The organism is Pseudomonas sp. GNP013 (assembly GCF_054343995.1).
On record NZ_JBTGUT010000001.1, the window covers coordinates 4,517,549 to 4,536,819 of the forward strand.

Below are 19,271 nucleotides of genomic sequence, written 5' to 3' on the forward strand. Positions count from 1 at the left end.
CGGGAGCAAGCCCCCTCCCACAGGTTGAATTGCATTCAGTCATTTTTATTGGGGAAGCGGCGCAGATCGAGCGTCATCGGCAGTTCATCGTTGAGCACCACCGTAGGCACGGTGAGCTTCCCAGGGCTGTGCCCCAGACGGAAAAACCGCGCCATGCGCCGGCTCTCGGCCTCATTGGCATTCACCGGCAGGCTGTCGTAGTTGCGCCCGCCTGGATGGGCGACGTGGTACTGGCAACCGCCCAGCGAGCGTTGCATCCAGGTGTCGAGCAGGTCGAACACCAGCGGCGCATGCACCGCGATAGTCGGTTGCAGGCAGTTGGCCGGTTGCCACGCGCGATACCGCACGCCGGCGACGAACTCGCCAACGCGGCCGGTGGGCTGCAGCGGCACGGGAATGCCGTTGCAGGTCAGCAGGTAGCGCTGCGGCGCCAGGCCGGTCAGCTTCACTTGCAGGCGTTCCAGCGACGAGTCCACATAACGCACCGTGCCGCCCACCGCGCCCTCTTCGCCCAGCACATGCCAGGGCTCCAGGGCCTGGCGCAACTCCAGCTCGATGCCGCTGACGGCGTAGTCGCCGACTTTGGGGAAACGGAACTCCAGGTGCGCGGCAAACCACTCGGCGCGCAGCGGGTAACCGGCCGTGTTGAGCTCGTCGATCACGTCGGCAAAATCCTGCGCGATAAAATGCGGCAACAGGAAGCGGTCATGCAGCTCGGTGCCCCAGCGCGCCAGTTTCGCCGGCGCGTAAGGCTCACGCCAGAAACGCGCGACCAGGGCGCGCAGCAGCAATTGCTGGGTCAGGCTCATGCGCGCATGGGGCGGCATCTCGAACGCGCGCAGCTCCAGCAGGCCCAAGCGTCCGGTGGCGCCGTCCGGTGAGTAAAGTTTGTCGATGCAGAATTCGGCGCGGTGGGTGTTGCCCGTCACGTCGATCAGCAGGTTGCGCAGCAGACGGTCGACCAGCCACGGCGGGCATTCTTCGCCCGGTTCGGGCATTTGCGCAAAGGCGATTTCCAGCTCATACAACGCGTCGTTGCGCGCTTCGTCCACCCGTGGCGCCTGGGAGGTCGGGCCGATGAACAGCCCGGAAAACAGGTACGACAACGACGGGTGATTGTGCCAATAGCTGATCAGGCTGCGCAGCAGGTCGGGCCGGCGCAGGAATGGCGAGTCCTTGGGTGTCGCGCCGCCGAGCACGAAGTGGTTGCCGCCACCGGTGCCGGTGTGGCGCCCGTCGATCATGAACTTTTCCGTGGTCAGGCGGGTTTGCCGTGCCTCTTCGTAGAGGAATTCGGTGCGCTCCACCAACTCGTTCCAGGTGGCGGACGGCTGTACGTTGACCTCGATCACCCCTGGATCGGGTGTGACGCGGAAGTTGCTCAGGCGCGTATCGGCCGGCGGCTCGTAACCTTCGAGCAGCACCGGGCACTGCAACTCCTCGGCGGTGGCTTCGATGGCGGCCACCAGCTCCAGGTAATCCTCGAGCCGCTCCAGCGGCGGCATGAACAGGTACAGCCGCCCTTCCCGGGCTTCGGCGCACAGCGCGGTGCGGGTCAGCCAGTCGGCGGACTCGTCCACCTCGGGCACGCGCTCATCGCTTGGCGCGGGTTCGTCGTGATGGTGCAGTTGGGTGGTGGTGGGTAACGCCGGCAGATCCTGATTGGGGTCTGTGGGGTGCACGAACGGGTACTCGGCTGCCGTCACCCAGGGTTGCGAGGCCAGCGGCAGGCGGTAACCCAATGGCGAATCACCCGGCACCAGGCGGCAGTGGTTGTCGCGCAGGTACCAGCGCCCGCTCTGCCAGCGATCATTGGCGGCGGTGCGCGCCAGCGGCAGCACCTGGCCGATGACTTTATCCAGGCCCTGGGCGAACACTTTGCGCAGGCGTTCGCGTTCCAGCTTATCGCTCAAGCGCGGGTCCTGGGCGGTGACGTTCTGCGGCAACGCCCCTTCACGCCACAGGTAGTAGAAGTTGTCTTCGAAGGCCGGGAACACGAAGCGCGCCGGCAATTTCAGACGTTCGGCCACACTGGCCAGAAAGCGCCCGGCCAGCTCGCCGTCGGCGCCATAGTCCTGCTGCTCATCGGCGATCAGCGCGCTGTTGTGCCAGATCGGCACGCCATCGCGGCGCCAGTAGGCATTGAGCGACCAGCGCGGCAATTGCTCGCCGGGGTACCACTTGCCCTGACCGAAGTGCACCAGGCCCTGCGGCGCATAGTGCTGGCGCATGCGCTGGAACAGTTCGGCGGACAGGCGCCGTTTGTCCGGGCCCAGGGCGGCGGTGTTCCACTCGGCGCCGTCAGGGTCGTCGATGGACACGAAGGTCGGCTCACCGCCCATGGTCAGGCGCACGTCGTGCTTGAGCAGGTCGCTATCGATCTGTTGGCCCAGGGCCTGGATCTCCTGCCACTGTGCTTCGGTGTAGGGTTTGGTCACCCGTGGGGCTTCCCAGATCCGCTCTACCGACATCTCGTGGGTGAATTCGCAGCCGCACGGTTCCACCAGGCCACTGATCGGCGCGGCGGACGATGGATCGGGACTGCAGGCCAAGGGGATGTGGCCTTCACCGGCGAACAGGCCGGACGTCGCATCCAGACCGATCCAGCCCGCGCCGGGCAGATACACCTCGCACCAGGCGTGCAGGTCGGTGAAGTCCACCTCGGTGCCGGACGGGCCGTCGAGGGCCTTGACGTCCGCGGTGAGCTGGATCAGGTAGCCGGACACGAAGCGCGCGGCCAGCCCGAGGTTGCGCAGCAACTGCACCAGCAGCCAGGCCGAATCGCGGCAGGAGCCGGAGGCGTTCTGCAGGGTGAATTCCGGGGTCTGCACCCCCGGTTCCATGCGGATCAGGTAACCGATATCGGCGGCCAGACGCTGGTTGAGGCCCACCAGAAAATCCACCGCTGGCAAGGGCGTGCGGTCGATACCGGCCAGGTAGGCGGCAAACGTTGGCGTCAGCGGCAGGGTTTCCAGGTACGGCGCCAGCTCGCGCTGCTCATCGGCGGCGTAGCTGAAGGGGATGTTCTCGGCGTAGGGCTCAAGGAAAAAATCGAACGGGTTGAACACCGCGATCTCGGCGACCAGGTCGACCTCGATGCGCAGCTCGGCGGTCTTTTCCGGAAACACCAGGCGCGCCAGGTAATTGCCCTGGGGGTCCTGCTGCCAATTGATGAAGTGCTGCTCGGGCTGCACGTTGAGCGCGTAAGACAGAATCCGCGTGCGGCTGTGGGGCGTGGGGCGCAAACGCACGATCTGCGGGCCGAGTTCGACAGCGCGGTCGTAGCGGTAATGCGTAACGTGGTGCAACGCGACATGAATCGACACGGCGGCCTCCTGCGAGCCAGAGCATGGGAACAACGCGCGCAAGACTTATGCCAGCGCGGCGGTCATTGCGCTTTCTCAATGGACCCGGTGCAGTACAGCACCAAAACGGCGCCAACGGGTGGGTAGTGGTGCGAGCGTTGCACGTATTTGTGGCGCCCGTGTGGCGATCAGTGGCGAATCTACCCAACTAGCGAGCTTTGCGGGTGGCGATGATGGCTTGCCGCAGCCGCCGCACTTCGACCAGTTTGCAGCGCATTTCACGGTGACGCTTGCTGTTGAGCAGCAGCAATCCCAGCAGGGGAAACAGCAGGCTCAAGCCAAACGAAAGCCAATGTGGACCGCAAGCGATCGTGGGCAGCACCGCCAACATGCAGAGTACCAGCAGCGTCGCCAGAGGCCGTAGCCACTGCGGCCGACCGCGCGCGATCATGAAGTTGCACTGCACCACACCCCACGTCAGCACCAGGCCGCCGAAAAAGGAATACTGGAGATTATCCTCCAGCGGCAGGCGCGGGAAATAGCTGTCGACCACCAGCGGGACCGCGAACAAGGGGGTTGCCCATGGGGTGATCTTCCTTCAAATGGGCGATTCGTTGCACGCGCGGCACATACTTATGGCGCGCGTGCGAGGCTGGGGGGGGTGAATCTACCCATTCAGCCAGCTTTGTGCTTGGCGCTCTTGGCTTCACGCAGGTGACGGATTTCCCGTAGCTGACGGCGCATTGCCCGATGACGCTTACTGTTGAGCAACAACAGTCCCAGCATTGGAAACAGCAACCCAATGACATAGGCAGCCATATGGGGCCGATAGCCATAGGTTGGTAATACGATCAAAAAACACACCGCGTAGAAGGCGACGATGGCCCAAACGCCCCAGGCTCTCCCCCGAATCATGAAGAAGTGACTGACCGCCAAGAGCAGCCCCAAGACTACCGCCGCCACAAAGGAGTAACGCGCTCGCTCTGGTTCACCCCGGAAAAAGGTACTGGATGCCAATGAAATGGCAGCGGACAGGGAAAAACAGGCAAGGAAAAATGCACAAATAAACGCAGGGAAGTAGTCAGCCAAAAAAGCTTTTAACGAGACTTGGCGCACCATCACTCAAGCTCCTCGTACAACCCTACTGCGATGGTTCGAATGTTGCCGGACACTGTACTGCCGGTGAAACCAATAGCGGCACCGAGGGAGTCCCTGATCTGCGTAATAGTCGCGTGATTGATCTCGGTCGCCGAATAGCGCTTCACCAACTCACCGGAGCGCTGGCGCAACTTCAGCAGCTTATTGCTCAGGCTTGGGTCTTTCAGGCTTAGCAACTCTTTGGTGAGCGCCTTACGTTGCTGGCGGGTCAAACCCTTGGACAGCTCATACCAGCTTCTACCGGTCGTTGCTTTTCGAGCCTGCAACAGTCGAACAGTCGTCAGGGTAGAGGCGCCGGCGCCCAACAGCGAGGCCGCGTCCAATACCGGCATCGCATAGCGATACCATTCCTCGTTGTCCATATCGTCGTTGGCGGTCGGGTCGTTGAGTTCGTTGAACGTTCTCATGCCTCCCACCACGCACTGCGCGGTACTGGCCGCCGCAGCGGTGGCGCCCAGGCCCGCCACCACCAAGCTCGCGCCACCCGTGAACGGTACGGCGACAGTGCCGCTGAACACCACAATCCAACCCAGAATCGCGCCGGCACATGACAATGTCGTATTGACGGCCTCCCCCACGAGTCGAGACTCACGCGGATTGTTGGTTACCTGATCGGCAAACTGCGCGGGGGCTATGTACTTCTGCGCCTCACGCAAAATGATGCGCTTGGGCTTGATGCTGCAGATGGGCTTGAATTCGCGCAGCGTCACGACATTAAAATCAGCGTCGATGTACACGACACCCGCGCCGACGATGCCGGGGTCGCCATCGATGGCCGCAAACAGCCGGGGCAGATTGAGTTGGCTTTCGATGCGCTGGCGGGCCAGGAACTGGGAGCGGTTGAAGTCCATGCCGATGCCGGCCAGGGGGTTGCCCATGGGGGTGCTCTTCCTTGAAGGGGGGTGACTGAACTGACGCTATCGGGAGCAAGCCCCCTCCCACAGTCTGAACGGTGAATACATTCAAACGGTGGGAGGGGCTCGCCCCCGATAGCGATCCAATGCCCGCCACCTTATCAAACGGTCTACACATCGCCTAGAAAGCAAAACGCCAGCCCTTAAGGCTGGCGTTTTGTATTTCAGGCTGCGATCAACGCGGCACTACCGGCTTGCGCGTTGGCTTGCCGCCTTTGCCCTTCGCCGCATCCGTGCGTTCCTTGGCCGCCTGTTTGTTGCGCGCTTGCGCGGCAGCCTTGGCCTGTTCGCGCTTGTCCCAGGGGTTGCTGCCGTCGCTGCCACGCGGCGGCAGGCCGGTGTGCTGGGTGAGGATTTTGGTAGTGGTTTCCTTGGCAACCTTGTGGCTGCCGGCCGGCGTCGAGTTCTTGCGCCGGGCGCTCTGGTAGCTGTCGGTGCTCGGCTGGTGCAACGGAATCAATTGTTCCTTGCCCGGCCCGATCAAGTCGGCGCGGCCCATGCGGGTCAAGGCTTCACGCAGCATCGGCCAGCCCTTCGGGTCGTGGTAGCGCAGGAAGGCCTTGTGCAGACGGCGTTGCTCTTCGCTCTTGACGATGGTCACCGCGTCGCTCTTGTAGGTGACCTTGCGCAGCGGGTTCTTGCCCGAGTGGTACATCGCGGTGGCGGTGGCCATCGGCGAGGGGTAGAACGCCTGCACCTGGTCGGCACGGAAGCCGTTGCCCTTGAGCCACAGGGCGAGGTTCATCATGTCTTCATCGGTGGTGCCGGGGTGGGCGGCGATGAAGTACGGGATCAGGTACTGCTCCTTGCCCGCTTCCTTGGTGTACTTCTCGAACATGCGCTTGAACTTGTCATAGCTGCCGATGCCCGGTTTCATCATCTGGTTGAGCGGACCTTCCTCGGTGTGTTCCGGGGCGATCTTGAGGTAGCCACCGACGTGATGGGTGACCAGCTCTTTCACGTATTCCGGCGACTCGACGGCCAGGTCGTAGCGCAGGCCGGAAGCGATCAGGATCTTTTTCACACCCGGCAACGCACGGGCGCTGCGGTACAGCTGGATCAAGGAGGAGTGGTCGGTGTTCAGGTTCGGGCAGATACCGGGAAACACGCAGGACGGCTTGCGGCATGCGGATTCGATCTCCGGGCTCTTGCAGGCGATGCGGTACATGTTCGCGGTGGGGCCACCGAGGTCGGAGATCACGCCGGTAAAGCCCGGCACTTTGTCGCGGATCTCTTCGATCTCGCGAATGATCGACTCTTCGGAGCGGTTCTGGATGATGCGGCCTTCGTGCTCAGTGATCGAGCAGAAGGTACAGCCACCGAAGCAGCCGCGCATGATGTTCACCGAGAAGCGGATCATGTCGTAGGCCGGGATCTTTTCCTTGCCGTACGCCGGGTGCGGCACACGCGCGTAAGGCATGCCGAACACGTAGTCCATTTCTTCGGTGGTCATCGGGATGGGCGGCGGGTTGAACCACACGTCCACTTCACCGTGCTTTTGCACCAGGGCGCGGGCGTTGCCTGGGTTGGTTTCCAGGTGCAGCACGCGGTTGGCGTGAGCGTAGAGCACCGCGTCGCCACGGACTTTTTCCACCGAGGGCAGGCGGATCACGGTCTTGTCGCGGGTCATGCGCGGGCTGGCCAGGATCTGTACGACCTTGGCCTCTTCCGGGTCTTCAACCGGCCCCTTTTCCTGCTCGATAGCGCAGGCCTGGGTGTCCTGGGTGTTGACGTACGGGTTGATGATCTTGTCGACCTTGCCCGGGCGATCGATACGCGTGGAGTCCACTTCGTACCAGCCCGCCGGGGTATCGCGGCGAATGAACGCGGTGCCGCGCACATCGGTGATGTCTTCGATCTTGTGGCCCCACGACAGGCGCTGAGCCACTTCGACGATGGCCCGCTCGGCGTTGCCATACAGCAGGATATCGGCGGCGGCGTCGATCAGGATCGAGTTGCGCACGCGGTCCTGCCAGTAGTCGTAGTGGGCGATGCGGCGCAGGGAGGCTTCGATGCCGCCGAGCACGATCGGTACGTGCCTGTAGGCTTCCTTGCAGCGCTGGCTGTACACCAGACTCGCACGGTCCGGGCGTTTGCCGGCCATCCCGCCGGGGGTGTAGGCGTCGTCGGAACGGATTTTCTTGTCGGCGGTGTAGCGGTTGATCATGGAGTCCATGTTGCCGGCCGCGACGCCGAAGAACAGGTTCGGCTCGCCGAGCTTCATGAAGTCGTCTTTGGACTGCCAGTTCGGCTGGGCAATGATCCCCACGCGAAAGCCCTGGGACTCCAGCAGCCGGCCAATGATCGCCATGCCGAAGGACGGGTGGTCCACGTACGCATCACCCGTGACGATGATGATGTCGCACGAATCCCAGCCAAGCTGATCCATCTCCTCCCTGCTCATCGGCAGGAATGGCGCTGGACCGAAACATTCGGCCCAGTACTTGGGATAGTCAAATAACGGCTTGGCTGTTTGCATGACGATAACCGGTGTTGAGATGAAAAATCGCGGGCGCGGAATATAGCACAAATTTTGACCAATTCCGACGGCAGTGGTCGGCTTTTCCATGAACACCCAACTGGGGCTAACGGGCTAGGGCCCCGTCAAAAAAATCATGGATAGCCTGAAAGCGACCAACCACAGCCCATGAGGGCTCGATCCATGCCCCAACACGTTTCGGCAATGCACACACCCGCCTCGCCCCTGACGCCCCACCTGGACTTCATCAAGAATCAGTTGCCCTCCTGGCTGAGCGAAGCGCCGGAGCAGTTGCGCCGGAGTTTTCGCAGCAGCCTGATCAGCAGCAACCAGGCCAGGCACGACCTTGACGCCCTGCTCGATGCAATACAAAGCCCGGAAGCGTTTGCACGCAAGTTGTTGCGCGAGAAAATCCGATCCTGGTTCTTTGGCCTCGTTACGAACGAAGACGCCGTCCTGTCCCGCGAGTGGAAGAATCATCACCTGCTGGGTCTGATCAAGAACCACGCAAAAACCACCCGGCAGACACTCCTGGAGGCTGCACTGCAGAACTTCGAAGCCTCGGAGGCAGAGGCGGGAGGCATGGAAATCGGCACGGCGATTTTCAATCCGACTGACTCGGGAGAGGTGCCGAGTGCGGTTTGCGCGACCGCGTTCGCACGCTTTTGTCGCAAGCTGGATATCGGCGGCCAGTATCTAAAACACATCAGCGATGTCCTTGAGCCTGCGTCTGCCGACAAGGTCCGGGGGCTATTCAGGGCCCAGGCGCGGCATGCCTTCGGTGTTGCACTGCACAGCAGCAACATGCGCCAGAAGATAATGGCTCGCCAGCATTTGCAATTGCAGGTCCTCCAGGAAGCGGGAAAACACCTGGAGATAACCTGCAACCACCTGACCCTCAATGAGGTGGTACTGCCCAGTGTTTTGGTGATCAAGGCCGAGAGCATCGGTATCCCGTTCCTGCTCTACACCCCCGAGGACCCGCACGCAGCGCTGCGTCAACACGCCTCCCTGGCTGAGCTTGTGGCAGAGCTGGCGACGCGCCTGCTTAAACCGGATTACCAGGCCTTCTTCAAACACTTGGTGCCGTTGCAGCATCAAGGCAATCTGCTGGAAGTGACTGCGGCCCGCCTTCGCCATCCCGAGGCGCCAGCCCTGCAGAAAAAGCTGCCAGCCACACTCAAGGCGGCCATTAGCCTCACGGCAGTTGAAGGCGACCTTTTCAAAGCCATTGCCCGGCAGCGAATCGACCAGATCAAAAGCGATGCACGCATCGTGGCTGTGCCCACCGCCGACGTCGACCTGATCAGCCGGCAAAAACGTCTGCAGGGCTGGCTCGACCTGGGCAAGTCCGCGCTGTTTTTTGCAGCGTCTTTCATTCCCGTGGTGGGCGAAGTGTTGTTGGTCGTCACCGCTGCACAGGTGATCGGCACCGTGTATGAAGGGTTCGCGGCCTGGAGCCGCGGCGACAGCGATGAAGCCTTGAATGACTTGCTCGACCTGGTGGACAGCGCCGCTCTGGCGGTGGCCACGGCGGGCGCGGTGCGCACCGTCGGCTTCAGCACCCGGCTGGTCAAGGTCAAGGTGCGCAACAAAGGCTGGCGTTTGTGGAACACCGACCTCAAACCCTACCGCCATCACGATGCATTGCCCAGCCATGTGGTGGCCGATAAACAGGGAATTTACAAGGATGGGCAGCAGCACTACCTGAAACTGGACGATCACGCCCATGCCATACAACGCGCCGCCGATGGTCAGCAATGGGAGCTTTCACACCCCACCGATCCGGATGCCTACCAACCCGCTCTCCTGAGCAATGGAGCCGGCGGTTGGCGCCACGCCCATGAAACGCCACACGACTGGGACGAGCTTAAACTGATCAAGCGCCTGGGGCCTGACGCCGCCACTATCACCCTGCCCAAGGTTGAGCCCATCCTCCTGCTCAGCGGCCTGGACAAGACCCAGCTGCGTGAAGTCCACCAGGATATGCAGCGCCCGCCGCCCCTGCTGCTCGATACGGTCAGGGACTTCAACCTGGACCAGGAACTGACCGACTTCAACCTGGAGCGCGCCGAAGGCACAGCGGTGACGCCCTGTTCACCACAAATTCAATTCCACCTGCTTACATCGCTGCCTGAATGGCCAGCCAACCATGTGCTGAAAATTGTCGGCGAACAACAACAGGTCGTGATGAGCCACGGCACCGGAACAGTCGAAATAAAAATCAGCGAAGCGCGCTTCAGAAAGGGCGAGCTGCTGTATGCGCTGGAAGAGCAGATGCCACAGCTCGAATTCAACAAGCTGCTACCCACGTTCTATGTCGATTATTTAACCAAAATCGAAAATCTGGCAGTACGGCTGGCGGATGACGTTCCGCGTAAAAAGCAGCGACTGCTTTCCTTGCTCGACGAGTCCGGTGAAACAGCGGTCACGACGATGGAAAAACGCTTGCCGCCGCCCCTGCAAATGGAGGTAAAGGCCACCAGTGACGCTGCGCAGGCTGCCCGTTTGCAGGCCGGTATTTTTCTCGAGGCCAGGCGCAGCCCCGAGAGCGTGCCATTGGTTCTCTATGCCCTGGAGCAAATGCCCGGCTGGCCGAAGGCACGAAAAATCAGCGTACACGACGCCAGTCCCGACGGCCCGTTGCTGGGCAGCATCGGCGATCCAGATAGCATCACCAGCCACGTACTGGTTCGTGAAGGTGAGCTGTACGCAGAACAACCTGCTGCACCGACCGACCTGCTTGGCGCTATCGAGGGCACGCTCACCGACTCCGAACGCACTGCGCTCTTGACCCGGGCAAACGCCACTTCCTTCGAAGCCGCGCTGCACAAGACCGGCGCGTCGCTGATCGCCGAGCCTGCCGCGGCCTATCGGGGCCACATGCTCTTGAGGCACGCGCCAACAGAGCCAGGGTTGCCACTTGATCCATCATTTGCACAAACAAGCCCCCCGACCGGGCTGACGTTGCGCGCGGACGGCCTTCATCAAAGCCGTCCCGCTTCAGACGGCAGTTATCGCTACTACCTTCAGGACCAGCAAAAGTATTACGAAGTCAAAGCTGACCCGCAGGGATGGCGACTGATCGATGCCCGCAATCGTTTCCGCGCCTATCAGCCCTACGTTCGTCAAAAAACCGGAGGAGGCTGGGAAACTGATCAAGCCACTGGGTTACTGCTCGGCGGCGGAACATCACCTGCACCGTCACTTCAAGGCATGGAGTCCAGCGACGAGTTTGAGTCGACGCAGTCTTCCAGCGATTACGGATCAGCCGAAGGGGACAGCGTGCAGCCGGCTTACACCGCACAGGAACTGACCAGCATGCGCAGCGAACGGGGCTATCAGCACAGCTGGAACTACCGGTGCATCTACGACCGAGCCAACAACGGTCGATATCCGTTACGTGACCAGACAGGTCAGCCCATGCGGATCCGGCATCTGCAAATCCAGGGGAAGTCGTTAACGTCCGACGTGGTATACGCAAGCGCGTCGATCCGGCCTTACATCCAGTGGGAAGGTTATGAAAACGTCGCGCGCCTTTACGAGGACAAGCTCGAAGTAACGCCTTTCACAGCGGCGCATCAGAAGTTTGCGCAGGAATCTGCGCTGATCGGGCAGGCCACCGTCATTACCCGCAAACCGCTCAGGAAAGGCGAAGCCTTGGGCGTGTATGGCGGGGAAGTGCTGCCTTTGTACGTTGCACACGCTCGGCATGACCCGTATCTGATGGCCATTAAAGAAGTCCGGCCCGCCTCCCCTTACGCCGTCAACACTCAACCGATCCTGTCGGGCGACAACGCGTTGTCGAGGATAAACACGATTTTCGAATACGAGGCAGGCCATCCGGTGCGGCAGGCCAGTACGGGCTACAACGTTGAAGCCGCGCACTTTCGGGTGAATACCCAGGTCGGCGATGCGCCACAGGAACAAATGATTCTGACCGGCATGTTTGCCAGCGAGGATGTCCCCGCAGGCGCCGAACTACGCTGGAACTATCAATACAGTGAAGCCACCGTCAGGCAACTGTTCCCATTGCCGCCGGGGTGACTACTCGTCGTCGAAGTTGTAACTGCCAGGCGCAAGGTTTTCGAAGCGCGTGTATTTACCGATAAAGGCCAGCCGCGTCGTACCGATAGGGCCGTTACGCTGCTTGCCGATGATGATTTCGGCGATGCCCTTGTGTTCGGTTTCCGGGTGATACACCTCATCGCGGTAGACGAACATGATCACGTCGGCATCCTGCTCGATCGCTCCGGATTCACGCAGGTCGGAGTTGATCGGGCGTTTGTTCGGACGTTGTTCCAGGGAGCGGTTGAGCTGGGACAGCGCCACCACCGGGCAATTGAATTCCTTGGCCAGGGCTTTCAGGGAGCGGGAAATCTCGGAGATCTCGTTGGTACGGTTGTCGCCGCCGGAGCCCGGGATCTGCATGAGCTGCAGGTAGTCGATCATGATCAGCGCCACGTCGCCGTGCTCACGCACCAGGCGTCGGGTGCGCGCACGCATTTCCGAGGGGCTGATGCCGGCGGTGTCATCGATGAACAGTTTGCGGTCATTGAGCAGGTTGACCGCCGACGTCAGGCGCGGCCAGTCGTCGTCTTCCAGGCGGCCGGCACGCACCTTGGTCTGGTCGATACGACCGAGGGACGAGAGCATCCGCATGATCAGCGATTCGCCTGGCATCTCCAGGGAGTACACCAGCACGCTCTTGTCACTGCGCAGCACGGCGTTTTCCACCAGGTTCATGGCGAAGGTGGTCTTACCCATGGACGGACGGCCGGCCACGATGATCAAGTCCGCCGGCTGCAGGCCGCTGGTCATGCCGTCAAGGTCGGTGTAGCCAGTGGAGAGGCCGGTGATGGCGTTGTCGGTGTTGAACAGGGTGTCGATACGGTCGATGGCCTTGGTCAGCAACTCGTTGACGCCCACCGGGCCGCCGGTCTTGGGGCGCGCTTCGGCGATCTGGAAGATCTGCCGTTCGGCCTCGTCGAGGATTTCTTCGGCGGTGCGGCCTTCGGGGTTGAAGGCGCTGTCGGCGATCTCGGTGGCGATGCCGATCAACTGGCGCAAGGTGGCCCGGGCGCGAACGATCTGCGCATAGGCCTTGATGTTGGCGACGGACGGCGTGTTTTTCGCCAGCTCACCGAGGTAGCCCAGGCCGCCGACCTGGGAGGTCTGGCCCTCCTTGTCGAGTTGCTCGGCCAGGGTCACCACGTCGATCGGTGAGTTCAGGTCGGCCAGCTTGGCGATGGCACGGAAGATCAGGCGGTGGTCATGCCGATAGAAATCGCCGTCCGAGACTTGATCCAGCACGCGTTCCCAGGCGTTGTTGTCCAGCATCAGGCCACCGAGCACGGCCTGTTCGGCCTCGATGGAATGCGGCGGCACCTTCAGGGCAGCGGTTTGCAGATCGTATTGCTCGGGAGCTGAAATATCGTTCATGGCCACTTGGAATTTGGGGAGTGTAGAAAAACAAAAGGCACGACCTGTAAACAGGATCGTGCCCGATGTTAACCGGCTGGCACGCGAGGTGCCACCCAGTTAGGTGCTGCTTAAGCTGCTACCACGACAACGCGTACGGTGGCTTCAACTTCGGCGTGCAGGTGCACGGCTACGTCGAATTCGCCTACGTTGCGGATGGTGCCGTTCGGCAGACGAACTTCGCTCTTCTGCACTTCAACGCCGGAGGCGGTCAGTGCATCAGCGATGTCGTGGGTGCCGATCGAACCGAACAGCTTGCCTTCGTCACCGGCAGTGGCAGTGATAGTCACTTCCAGCTCAGCCAGTTGGGCAGCGCGAGTTTCGGCCGAGGCTTTTTTGTCTGCTGCGGCTTTTTCCAGCTCAGCACGACGCTCTTCAAACGCAGCCAGGTTGGCAGCGGTTGCAGCGGTGGCTTTGCCGTATGGCAGCAGGTAGTTACGACCGTAACCGGCCTTAACATTTACTTTGTCGCCCAGGTTGCCCAGGTTGGCGACTTTTTCCAGAAGGATCAGTTGCATGTGAAAATCCTCTAACTTTTAACCTTCACCGTTCGCGTTGTCGGCGTCTTTCGGCGCCAGACGACCGCGAAAATCAATCAGGCCGTCGACAATGGCCAAAACCACGAGTAACGGATAAATCAGCTGCATGAACAGCACCAGCGTCACGTACAACCCCACCAGCCAGAACCTGGCCAGGCGCTTCTGCGCCACCAGCCCATGAATCAGAGCCAGCCCGGAAAACACCAGCGGTACGCTGCAAAACAGCAACAACAGGGCGGCCTGTGGACCGAAGTTCGGTCCGACCACCATGCATGCCAGCAGCAACATCGCCGGGCCCGCAGGGATTCTGATGCTGCGAAACTCGCGACCAAAACCACCCGGGTTGTACAACAACGCCTGCCAATAACGCCCAAGCATCAGGCTCAGCAGGCTGACGACCTGCAACACCACCGCCATCAGGCCGATCAGGGCCGGTGCTATCAATGCTGCGAGACGCGCTCGCTCGTCTACCGACAATTGCTGGTAGAGCTCCCCGAGAGCCGACGGCAGGACCTTGACGATCTCTTGCGCCAGCGCCTCGATTTGCGGGTGGAAAGCCGCGCCGAGCAACACTGAATACACCAACCCCACTGCCACGCTGACCAGCAGCGTGCGGACCCAGGACTCACTTGCGCGCAAAACCAACGCAAGGCTCGACGAACCCAACAGCACCATAAGCACCTTGGGTTCGCCCAATTGCAGCCACCAGACAAGGCCGGCCAACAATCCCAGGGCCAGGACGCCAATGGCATCCTGTAAACCGCGCCGCAGGAGCACAAGGCATCCGGCGGCAGCACCCAACCAATACAACAACGGCAATGCCGCACAGCCGGCCACTACCAGAGTGGCCTGCATACGACCGCGCATGATGAACTCAGCTAAGGCGCGCATGCATTTAATCCCTTACTACTTGTCGACTGCCCGGTCTCAGCGGCCGTGGCTGTCGGTGTAGGCCAGCAGGGCCAGGAAGCGGGCGCGCTTGATAGCGGTGGCCAGCTGACGCTGATAACGTGCTTTGGTACCGGTGATACGGCTTGGAACGATTTTGCCGGTCTCGGATACGTAGGCTTTCAGAGTGTTGAGATCTTTGTAATCGATCTCTTTCACGTCTTCAGCGGTGAAGCGGCAGAATTTACGACGACGGAAGAAACGTGCCATTTGATAGGCTCCTTAAAAGGTCCGTGGATTACTCGTCAGCGTTATCGCTGTTGTCGCTGTCATCACTGTCAGCGCTATCAGCGCCTTCGTGCTCAGGACGGTCGCGACGCTCACGGCGCTCACTGCGGTTTTCTTCAGCCTTGAGCATCTCGGATTGGCCGGTAACGGCTTCTTCGCGACGGATGACCAGGTTACGGATCACTGCATCGTTGTAGCGGAAGTTGTCTTCCAGCTCGGCCAGGGCCTTGCCGGTGCATTCAACGTTCAGCATCACGTAGTGAGCCTTGTGAACATTGTTGATTGCATAGGCCAGTTGACGACGGCCCCAATCTTCCAGACGGTGGATTTTGCCGCCGTCTTCTTCGATCAGCTTGGTGTAACGCTCAACCATGCCGCCGACTTGCTCGCTTTGATCCGGGTGGACCAAAAAGATGATTTCGTAATGACGCATGAATGCTCCTTACGGGTTGTAGCCTGCCGCTCAAAAACGGTCAGACAAGGAGTGAATGACACTTATGGATCTTGCCGCAGGGGAGGCACATGCGTGCCTGCCGGGTGGGCAAGGGGCGCAATTGTAGAGAAGGGGAGGAACAGGCGCAAGGTGATTGGTGATTATTTGAACAATCTCCCAATCGCCGCAAAACAACTGTGGGAGGTGGCTTGCTCCCGATTGCGGTGGATCAGCAACATTATCTGTTACCGACGACCTACTGCTATCGGGGCAAACCGCCTCCCACATTTGCATCTATGCCAGGCCAAAATTACTTCTTGGCCTTGGCCTTTGCGCCACGCTGACGCCGGGCTTCGAACAGGCATACACCGGTCGCGACCGACACATTGAGACTGCTGACACTACCGGCCATTGGCAGGTGCACCAGGTAATCGCAATGCTCACGCGTCAAGCGACGCATGCCTTTGCCTTCAGCGCCCATGATCAGGATGGTCGGGCCGGTGAGGTCCTGGTCATAGATACTGACCTCGGCCTCCCCCGCCGTGCCCACGACCCACAGGCCGCGCTGCTGGAGTTTTTCCAGGGTGCGCGCCAGGTTGGTCACGGCCACCAGCGGAATCACTTCCGCCGCGCCGCAGGCAACCTTGCGCACCACAGGCGTCAGGGTGGCCGACTTGTCCTTGGGCACAATCACCGCCAGGGCGCCGGCGGCATCTGCCGAGCGCAGACAGGCGCCGAGGTTGTGCGGGTCGGTCACGCCGTCCAGCACCAGCAGCAGCGGCGCACCTTCGGTACGGTCGAGCAGCTCGTCGAGCATGGCCTCGCCCCACACCTGGCTCGGGCTGACGTCAGCAACCACGCCCTGATGCACACCTTCGACCCACACATCCATTTCACGGCGCTCGGCCTGGCCGATGGCGACTTTATTCTGGGTCGCCAGCTCGACCAGCGCCTGCACGCGTGGCTCGCTGCGCCCTTCGGCCAGCCATACCTGCTTGACGCGCTTGGGATGGTGACGCAGCAGCGCTTCTACGGCGTGGACGCCGTAGATTTTTTCCAGACTCATGACTTGGCCTTAGGTTTGCGCGACCCGCTGCTTTTGGCAGGGGTCGAACCCGTCTTGGACGGGCCTTTACGGTGTTTACTGGTCTTGCTCGAGGTTTTTTCCGCCGCTTGGGACTTTCCCCCAGACGCCGCTTTACCACCGCTTTTGGCTTCGTTAAGCAACTGCTGCTTCAACTCGCGGCTCTTGCGCAGCTCGGCGTTTTTCGCCGCGGCATCGCTCGGGCGATAGGCTTCCGGGGCCTTATCCTTGGCAGAGGAACGACGCCCCGACTTGGCAGGCGCAGACTCTGTCGCCGCGGTTGTGGCAGCCGCTTTGCCTTTCGAGGTGGGCGCTGTGGTGTCGCTGCCGCGTTTTTTACGGCCGGTCGGCTCGGTCGGCTTGTCAGGCATGCCGAAGTCGATCTTGCGCTCATCGAGGTCGACGCGCATGACCTGCACTTCCACCGTGTCGCCCAAACGGAAGCTGCGACCGGTGCGCTCGCCCGCCAGGCGGTGATGCACAGGATCGAAGTGGTAATAGTCGCCCGGCAAGGCGGTGACGTGCACCAGGCCCTCGACGTAGATGTCGGTCAGCTCGACAAACAGGCCAAAGCCGGTCACGGCGGTGATCACACCCGGGAACGATTCGCCCACGCGGTCCTTCATGAACTCGCACTTGAGCCAGTTCACCACATCGCGTGTGGCCTCATCGGCGCGGCGCTCGCTCATGGAGCACTGCTCGCCGAGCTGTTCCAGGGCGGCTTCGTCGTACGGATAAATCCGCGCTTTCGGAATGCTCATGGCACCGGCGCGCTTGACGTGCGGGGTGTCCTGTCTGGAATGGATCACGCTGCGGATCGCCCGGTGCGTGAGCAGGTCCGGGTAACGGCGGATCGGCGACGTGAAGTGGGTGTACGCTTCGTAATTGAGGCCGAAGTGGCCCTGGTTATCGGCGCTGTACACCGCCTGGCTCAGGGAACGCAACATCACGGTCTGGATCACGTGGTAATCCGGACGGTCCTTGATGCTGGCCAACAGTGCCTGGTAGTCCTTCGGCGTCGGGCCGTCCTTGCCTTTGTGCAGAGACAGACCAAGCTCACCGAGGAACGCGCGCAGTTTTTCCAGACGTTCCGGCGGCGGGCCATCATGCACTCGGTACAGCGCAGGGATCTCGTGTTTTTTCAGGAATTCAGCGGTGGCCACGTTGGCCGCCAGCATGCATTCCTCGATGAGCTTGTGCGCATCGTTGCGGGTGGTCGGGGTGATTGCGGCGATCTTGCGCTCGGAACCGAAGACAATTCGGGTTTCCTGGGTTTCAAAATCGATCGCGCCACGCACATGACGAGCACCCAGCAATACCTTGTAGAGCGAGTAGAGCTGCTTGAGGTGCGGTACCACGCCGGCGTATTCGGTACGCAGGGCCTTGGCTTCGCTGGTTTTCGGTGTTTCCAGGATGGTGCTGACCTTGTTGTAGGTCAGGCGCGCCTGGGAGTGAATCACCGCCTCATAGAACTGGTAGTCGGTCATTTCACCGGTTTTCGAGATGGTCATCTCGCACACCATGGCCAAACGGTCGACTTTCGGATTCAGCGAGCACAGGCCGTTGGACAGCTGCTCAGGCAGCATCGGGATCACGCGCTCAGGGAAATACACGGAGTTGCCGCGCACCTGGGCTTCGTTATCCAGCGCAGAACCGATTTTCACGTAGCTGGACACGTCGGCAATCGCGACATACAGCTTCCAGCCGCCGGAGAACAAGCGCAATTTGCCAGGCTTGGCTTCGCAGTAGACCGCATCGTCGAAGTCGCGGGCGTCTTCGCCATCGATGGTGACGAACGGCAGATGGCGCAGGTCGATGCGCTTCTCTTTGTCCTTGTCTTCCACTTCCGGCTTGAGCTTGCGCGCTTCCTTGATGACCGCTTCGGGCCATACGTGAGGAATATCGTAGGTGCGCAGCGCAACGTCGATCTCCATGCCCGGCGCCATGTAGTTGCCGACCACTTCAACGATATCGCCCTGAGGCTGGAAGCGCGCCGTTGGCCAGTGGGTGATTTTCACCTCGACAAACTGGCCGACCTTGGCGGCGCCATTGCGGCCCGGGGTGATCAGCACTTCCTGCTGGACCTTGGGGTTATCCGGGACAACAAAGCCGATGCCGCCTTCTTCGAAGTAACGGCCGACGATGGACTCGTGGGCGCGGGACACCACTTCGACAATCACACCTTCGCGGCGACCGCGACGGTCCAGCCCGGAAACACGTGCCAGGGCACGGTCGCCATCGAACACCAGGCGCATTTGCGCCGGGCTCATGAACAGGTCATCGCTGCCGTCATCCGGGATCAGGAAGCCGAAGCCGTCACGGTGACCGGCAATGCGGCCCAGGATCAGGTCGAGTTTGTCCACGGGCGCGTAGGTGCCACGGCGGGTGTAGATCAACTGAGCGTCGCGTTCCATGGCACGCAGACGGCGGCGCAGGGCTTCGAGCTGGTCTTCGGTGGTCAGACCGAACTCTTCAACCAGTTGCTCGCGGCTAGCAGGCGAACCCCGATCGGCGAGGTGCGCCAGGATCAGTTCGCGGCTAGGAATAGGGTTTTCATATTTTTCCGCTTCACGAGCGGCCTCGGGATCGAGGGACTGCCAATCGGCCATTAGAGAGTTTTCACCTTGTCTATATAGGGGTTAGTTTGGCATACGCGTATTGAAACGGGAAATTTCAGGCGTCAACAAGCCCTTAAAAGGCCT

General features: G+C 61.2%; 13 protein-coding genes. 1 reads left to right on the plus strand and 12 read right to left on the minus strand.

Annotation, left to right across the window (positions count from 1 at the left end):
- Window positions 1-35 precede the first annotated feature (35 nt).
- From ACXX81_RS19965 to ACXX81_RS19985, 5 genes are all read right to left on the minus strand, one after another.
- The gene (locus tag ACXX81_RS19965) at window positions 36-3,326 is read right to left on the minus strand and encodes a transglutaminase family protein (RefSeq protein WP_458572260.1); all 3,291 of its coding nucleotides are present in this window, start codon (window positions 3,324-3,326) and stop codon (window positions 36-38) included.
- A gap of 187 nt (window positions 3,327-3,513) precedes the next feature.
- Complete coding sequence (locus ACXX81_RS19970; protein WP_458572261.1) at window positions 3,514-3,876, minus strand: hypothetical protein; 363 nt, start codon at window positions 3,874-3,876, stop codon at window positions 3,514-3,516.
- Between the two features lie 104 nt (window positions 3,877-3,980).
- On the minus strand, window positions 3,981-4,424 hold the full coding sequence (locus tag ACXX81_RS19975; protein WP_458572262.1) for a hypothetical protein: 444 nt from the start codon (window positions 4,422-4,424) through the stop codon (window positions 3,981-3,983).
- On the minus strand, window positions 4,424-5,341 hold the full coding sequence (gene ssp4 / locus ACXX81_RS19980; protein ID WP_458572263.1) for an Ssp4 family T6SS effector: 918 nt from the start codon (window positions 5,339-5,341) through the stop codon (window positions 4,424-4,426). The genes ACXX81_RS19975 and ssp4 overlap by 1 nt, the downstream gene beginning before the upstream one ends.
- 211 nt (window positions 5,342-5,552) lie before the next feature.
- Window positions 5,553-7,856, minus strand: coding sequence for a YgiQ family radical SAM protein (locus ACXX81_RS19985; protein WP_458572264.1), 2,304 nt, complete (start codon window positions 7,854-7,856; stop codon window positions 5,553-5,555).
- A 183-nt stretch (window positions 7,857-8,039) separates the two neighbouring features.
- Here ACXX81_RS19985 and ACXX81_RS19990 point away from each other — a divergent pair, with 183 nt between their 5' ends.
- Window positions 8,040-11,903, plus strand: a complete 3,864-nt coding sequence (locus tag ACXX81_RS19990; protein ID WP_458572265.1) for a dermonecrotic toxin domain-containing protein — start codon at window positions 8,040-8,042, stop codon at window positions 11,901-11,903.
- Here the strand turns inward: ACXX81_RS19990 and dnaB are convergent, their stop codons facing one another.
- From dnaB to rnr, 7 genes are all read right to left on the minus strand, one after another.
- Window positions 11,904-13,298 carry a replicative DNA helicase gene (gene dnaB / locus ACXX81_RS19995; protein WP_003236220.1) on the minus strand — a complete coding sequence of 465 codons (1,395 nt, stop codon included), beginning with the start codon at window positions 13,296-13,298 and terminating at the stop codon, window positions 11,904-11,906.
- Window positions 13,299-13,408: 110 nt separating this feature from the next.
- Window positions 13,409-13,855: a 50S ribosomal protein L9 gene (rplI, locus tag ACXX81_RS20000; RefSeq protein WP_003171376.1), complete on the minus strand. Its 447-nt coding sequence runs from the start codon at window positions 13,853-13,855 to the stop codon at window positions 13,409-13,411.
- 18 nt (window positions 13,856-13,873) lie between these two features.
- On the minus strand, window positions 13,874-14,767 hold the full coding sequence (locus ACXX81_RS20005; protein ID WP_231422392.1) for a YybS family protein: 894 nt from the start codon (window positions 14,765-14,767) through the stop codon (window positions 13,874-13,876).
- Between the two features lie 36 nt (window positions 14,768-14,803).
- Window positions 14,804-15,034, minus strand: a complete 231-nt coding sequence (gene rpsR / locus ACXX81_RS20010) for a 30S ribosomal protein S18 (RefSeq protein WP_002551829.1) — start codon at window positions 15,032-15,034, stop codon at window positions 14,804-14,806.
- A gap of 28 nt (window positions 15,035-15,062) precedes the next feature.
- Window positions 15,063-15,485 (minus strand): 30S ribosomal protein S6, encoded by a 423-nt coding sequence (gene rpsF / locus ACXX81_RS20015; protein WP_003236224.1) that lies wholly within the window; start codon window positions 15,483-15,485, stop codon window positions 15,063-15,065.
- 310 nt (window positions 15,486-15,795) lie between these two features.
- Window positions 15,796-16,551 (minus strand): 23S rRNA (guanosine(2251)-2'-O)-methyltransferase RlmB, encoded by a 756-nt coding sequence (rlmB, locus tag ACXX81_RS20020; protein ID WP_322212500.1) that lies wholly within the window; start codon window positions 16,549-16,551, stop codon window positions 15,796-15,798.
- A complete protein-coding gene (gene rnr / locus ACXX81_RS20025; RefSeq protein ID WP_231422391.1) occupies window positions 16,548-19,178 on the minus strand; it encodes a ribonuclease R in 2,631 nt (876 codons plus the stop codon). Before rnr ends, rlmB begins: the two co-directional genes overlap by 4 nt.
- Between the last annotated feature and the right edge of the window lie 93 nt (window positions 19,179-19,271).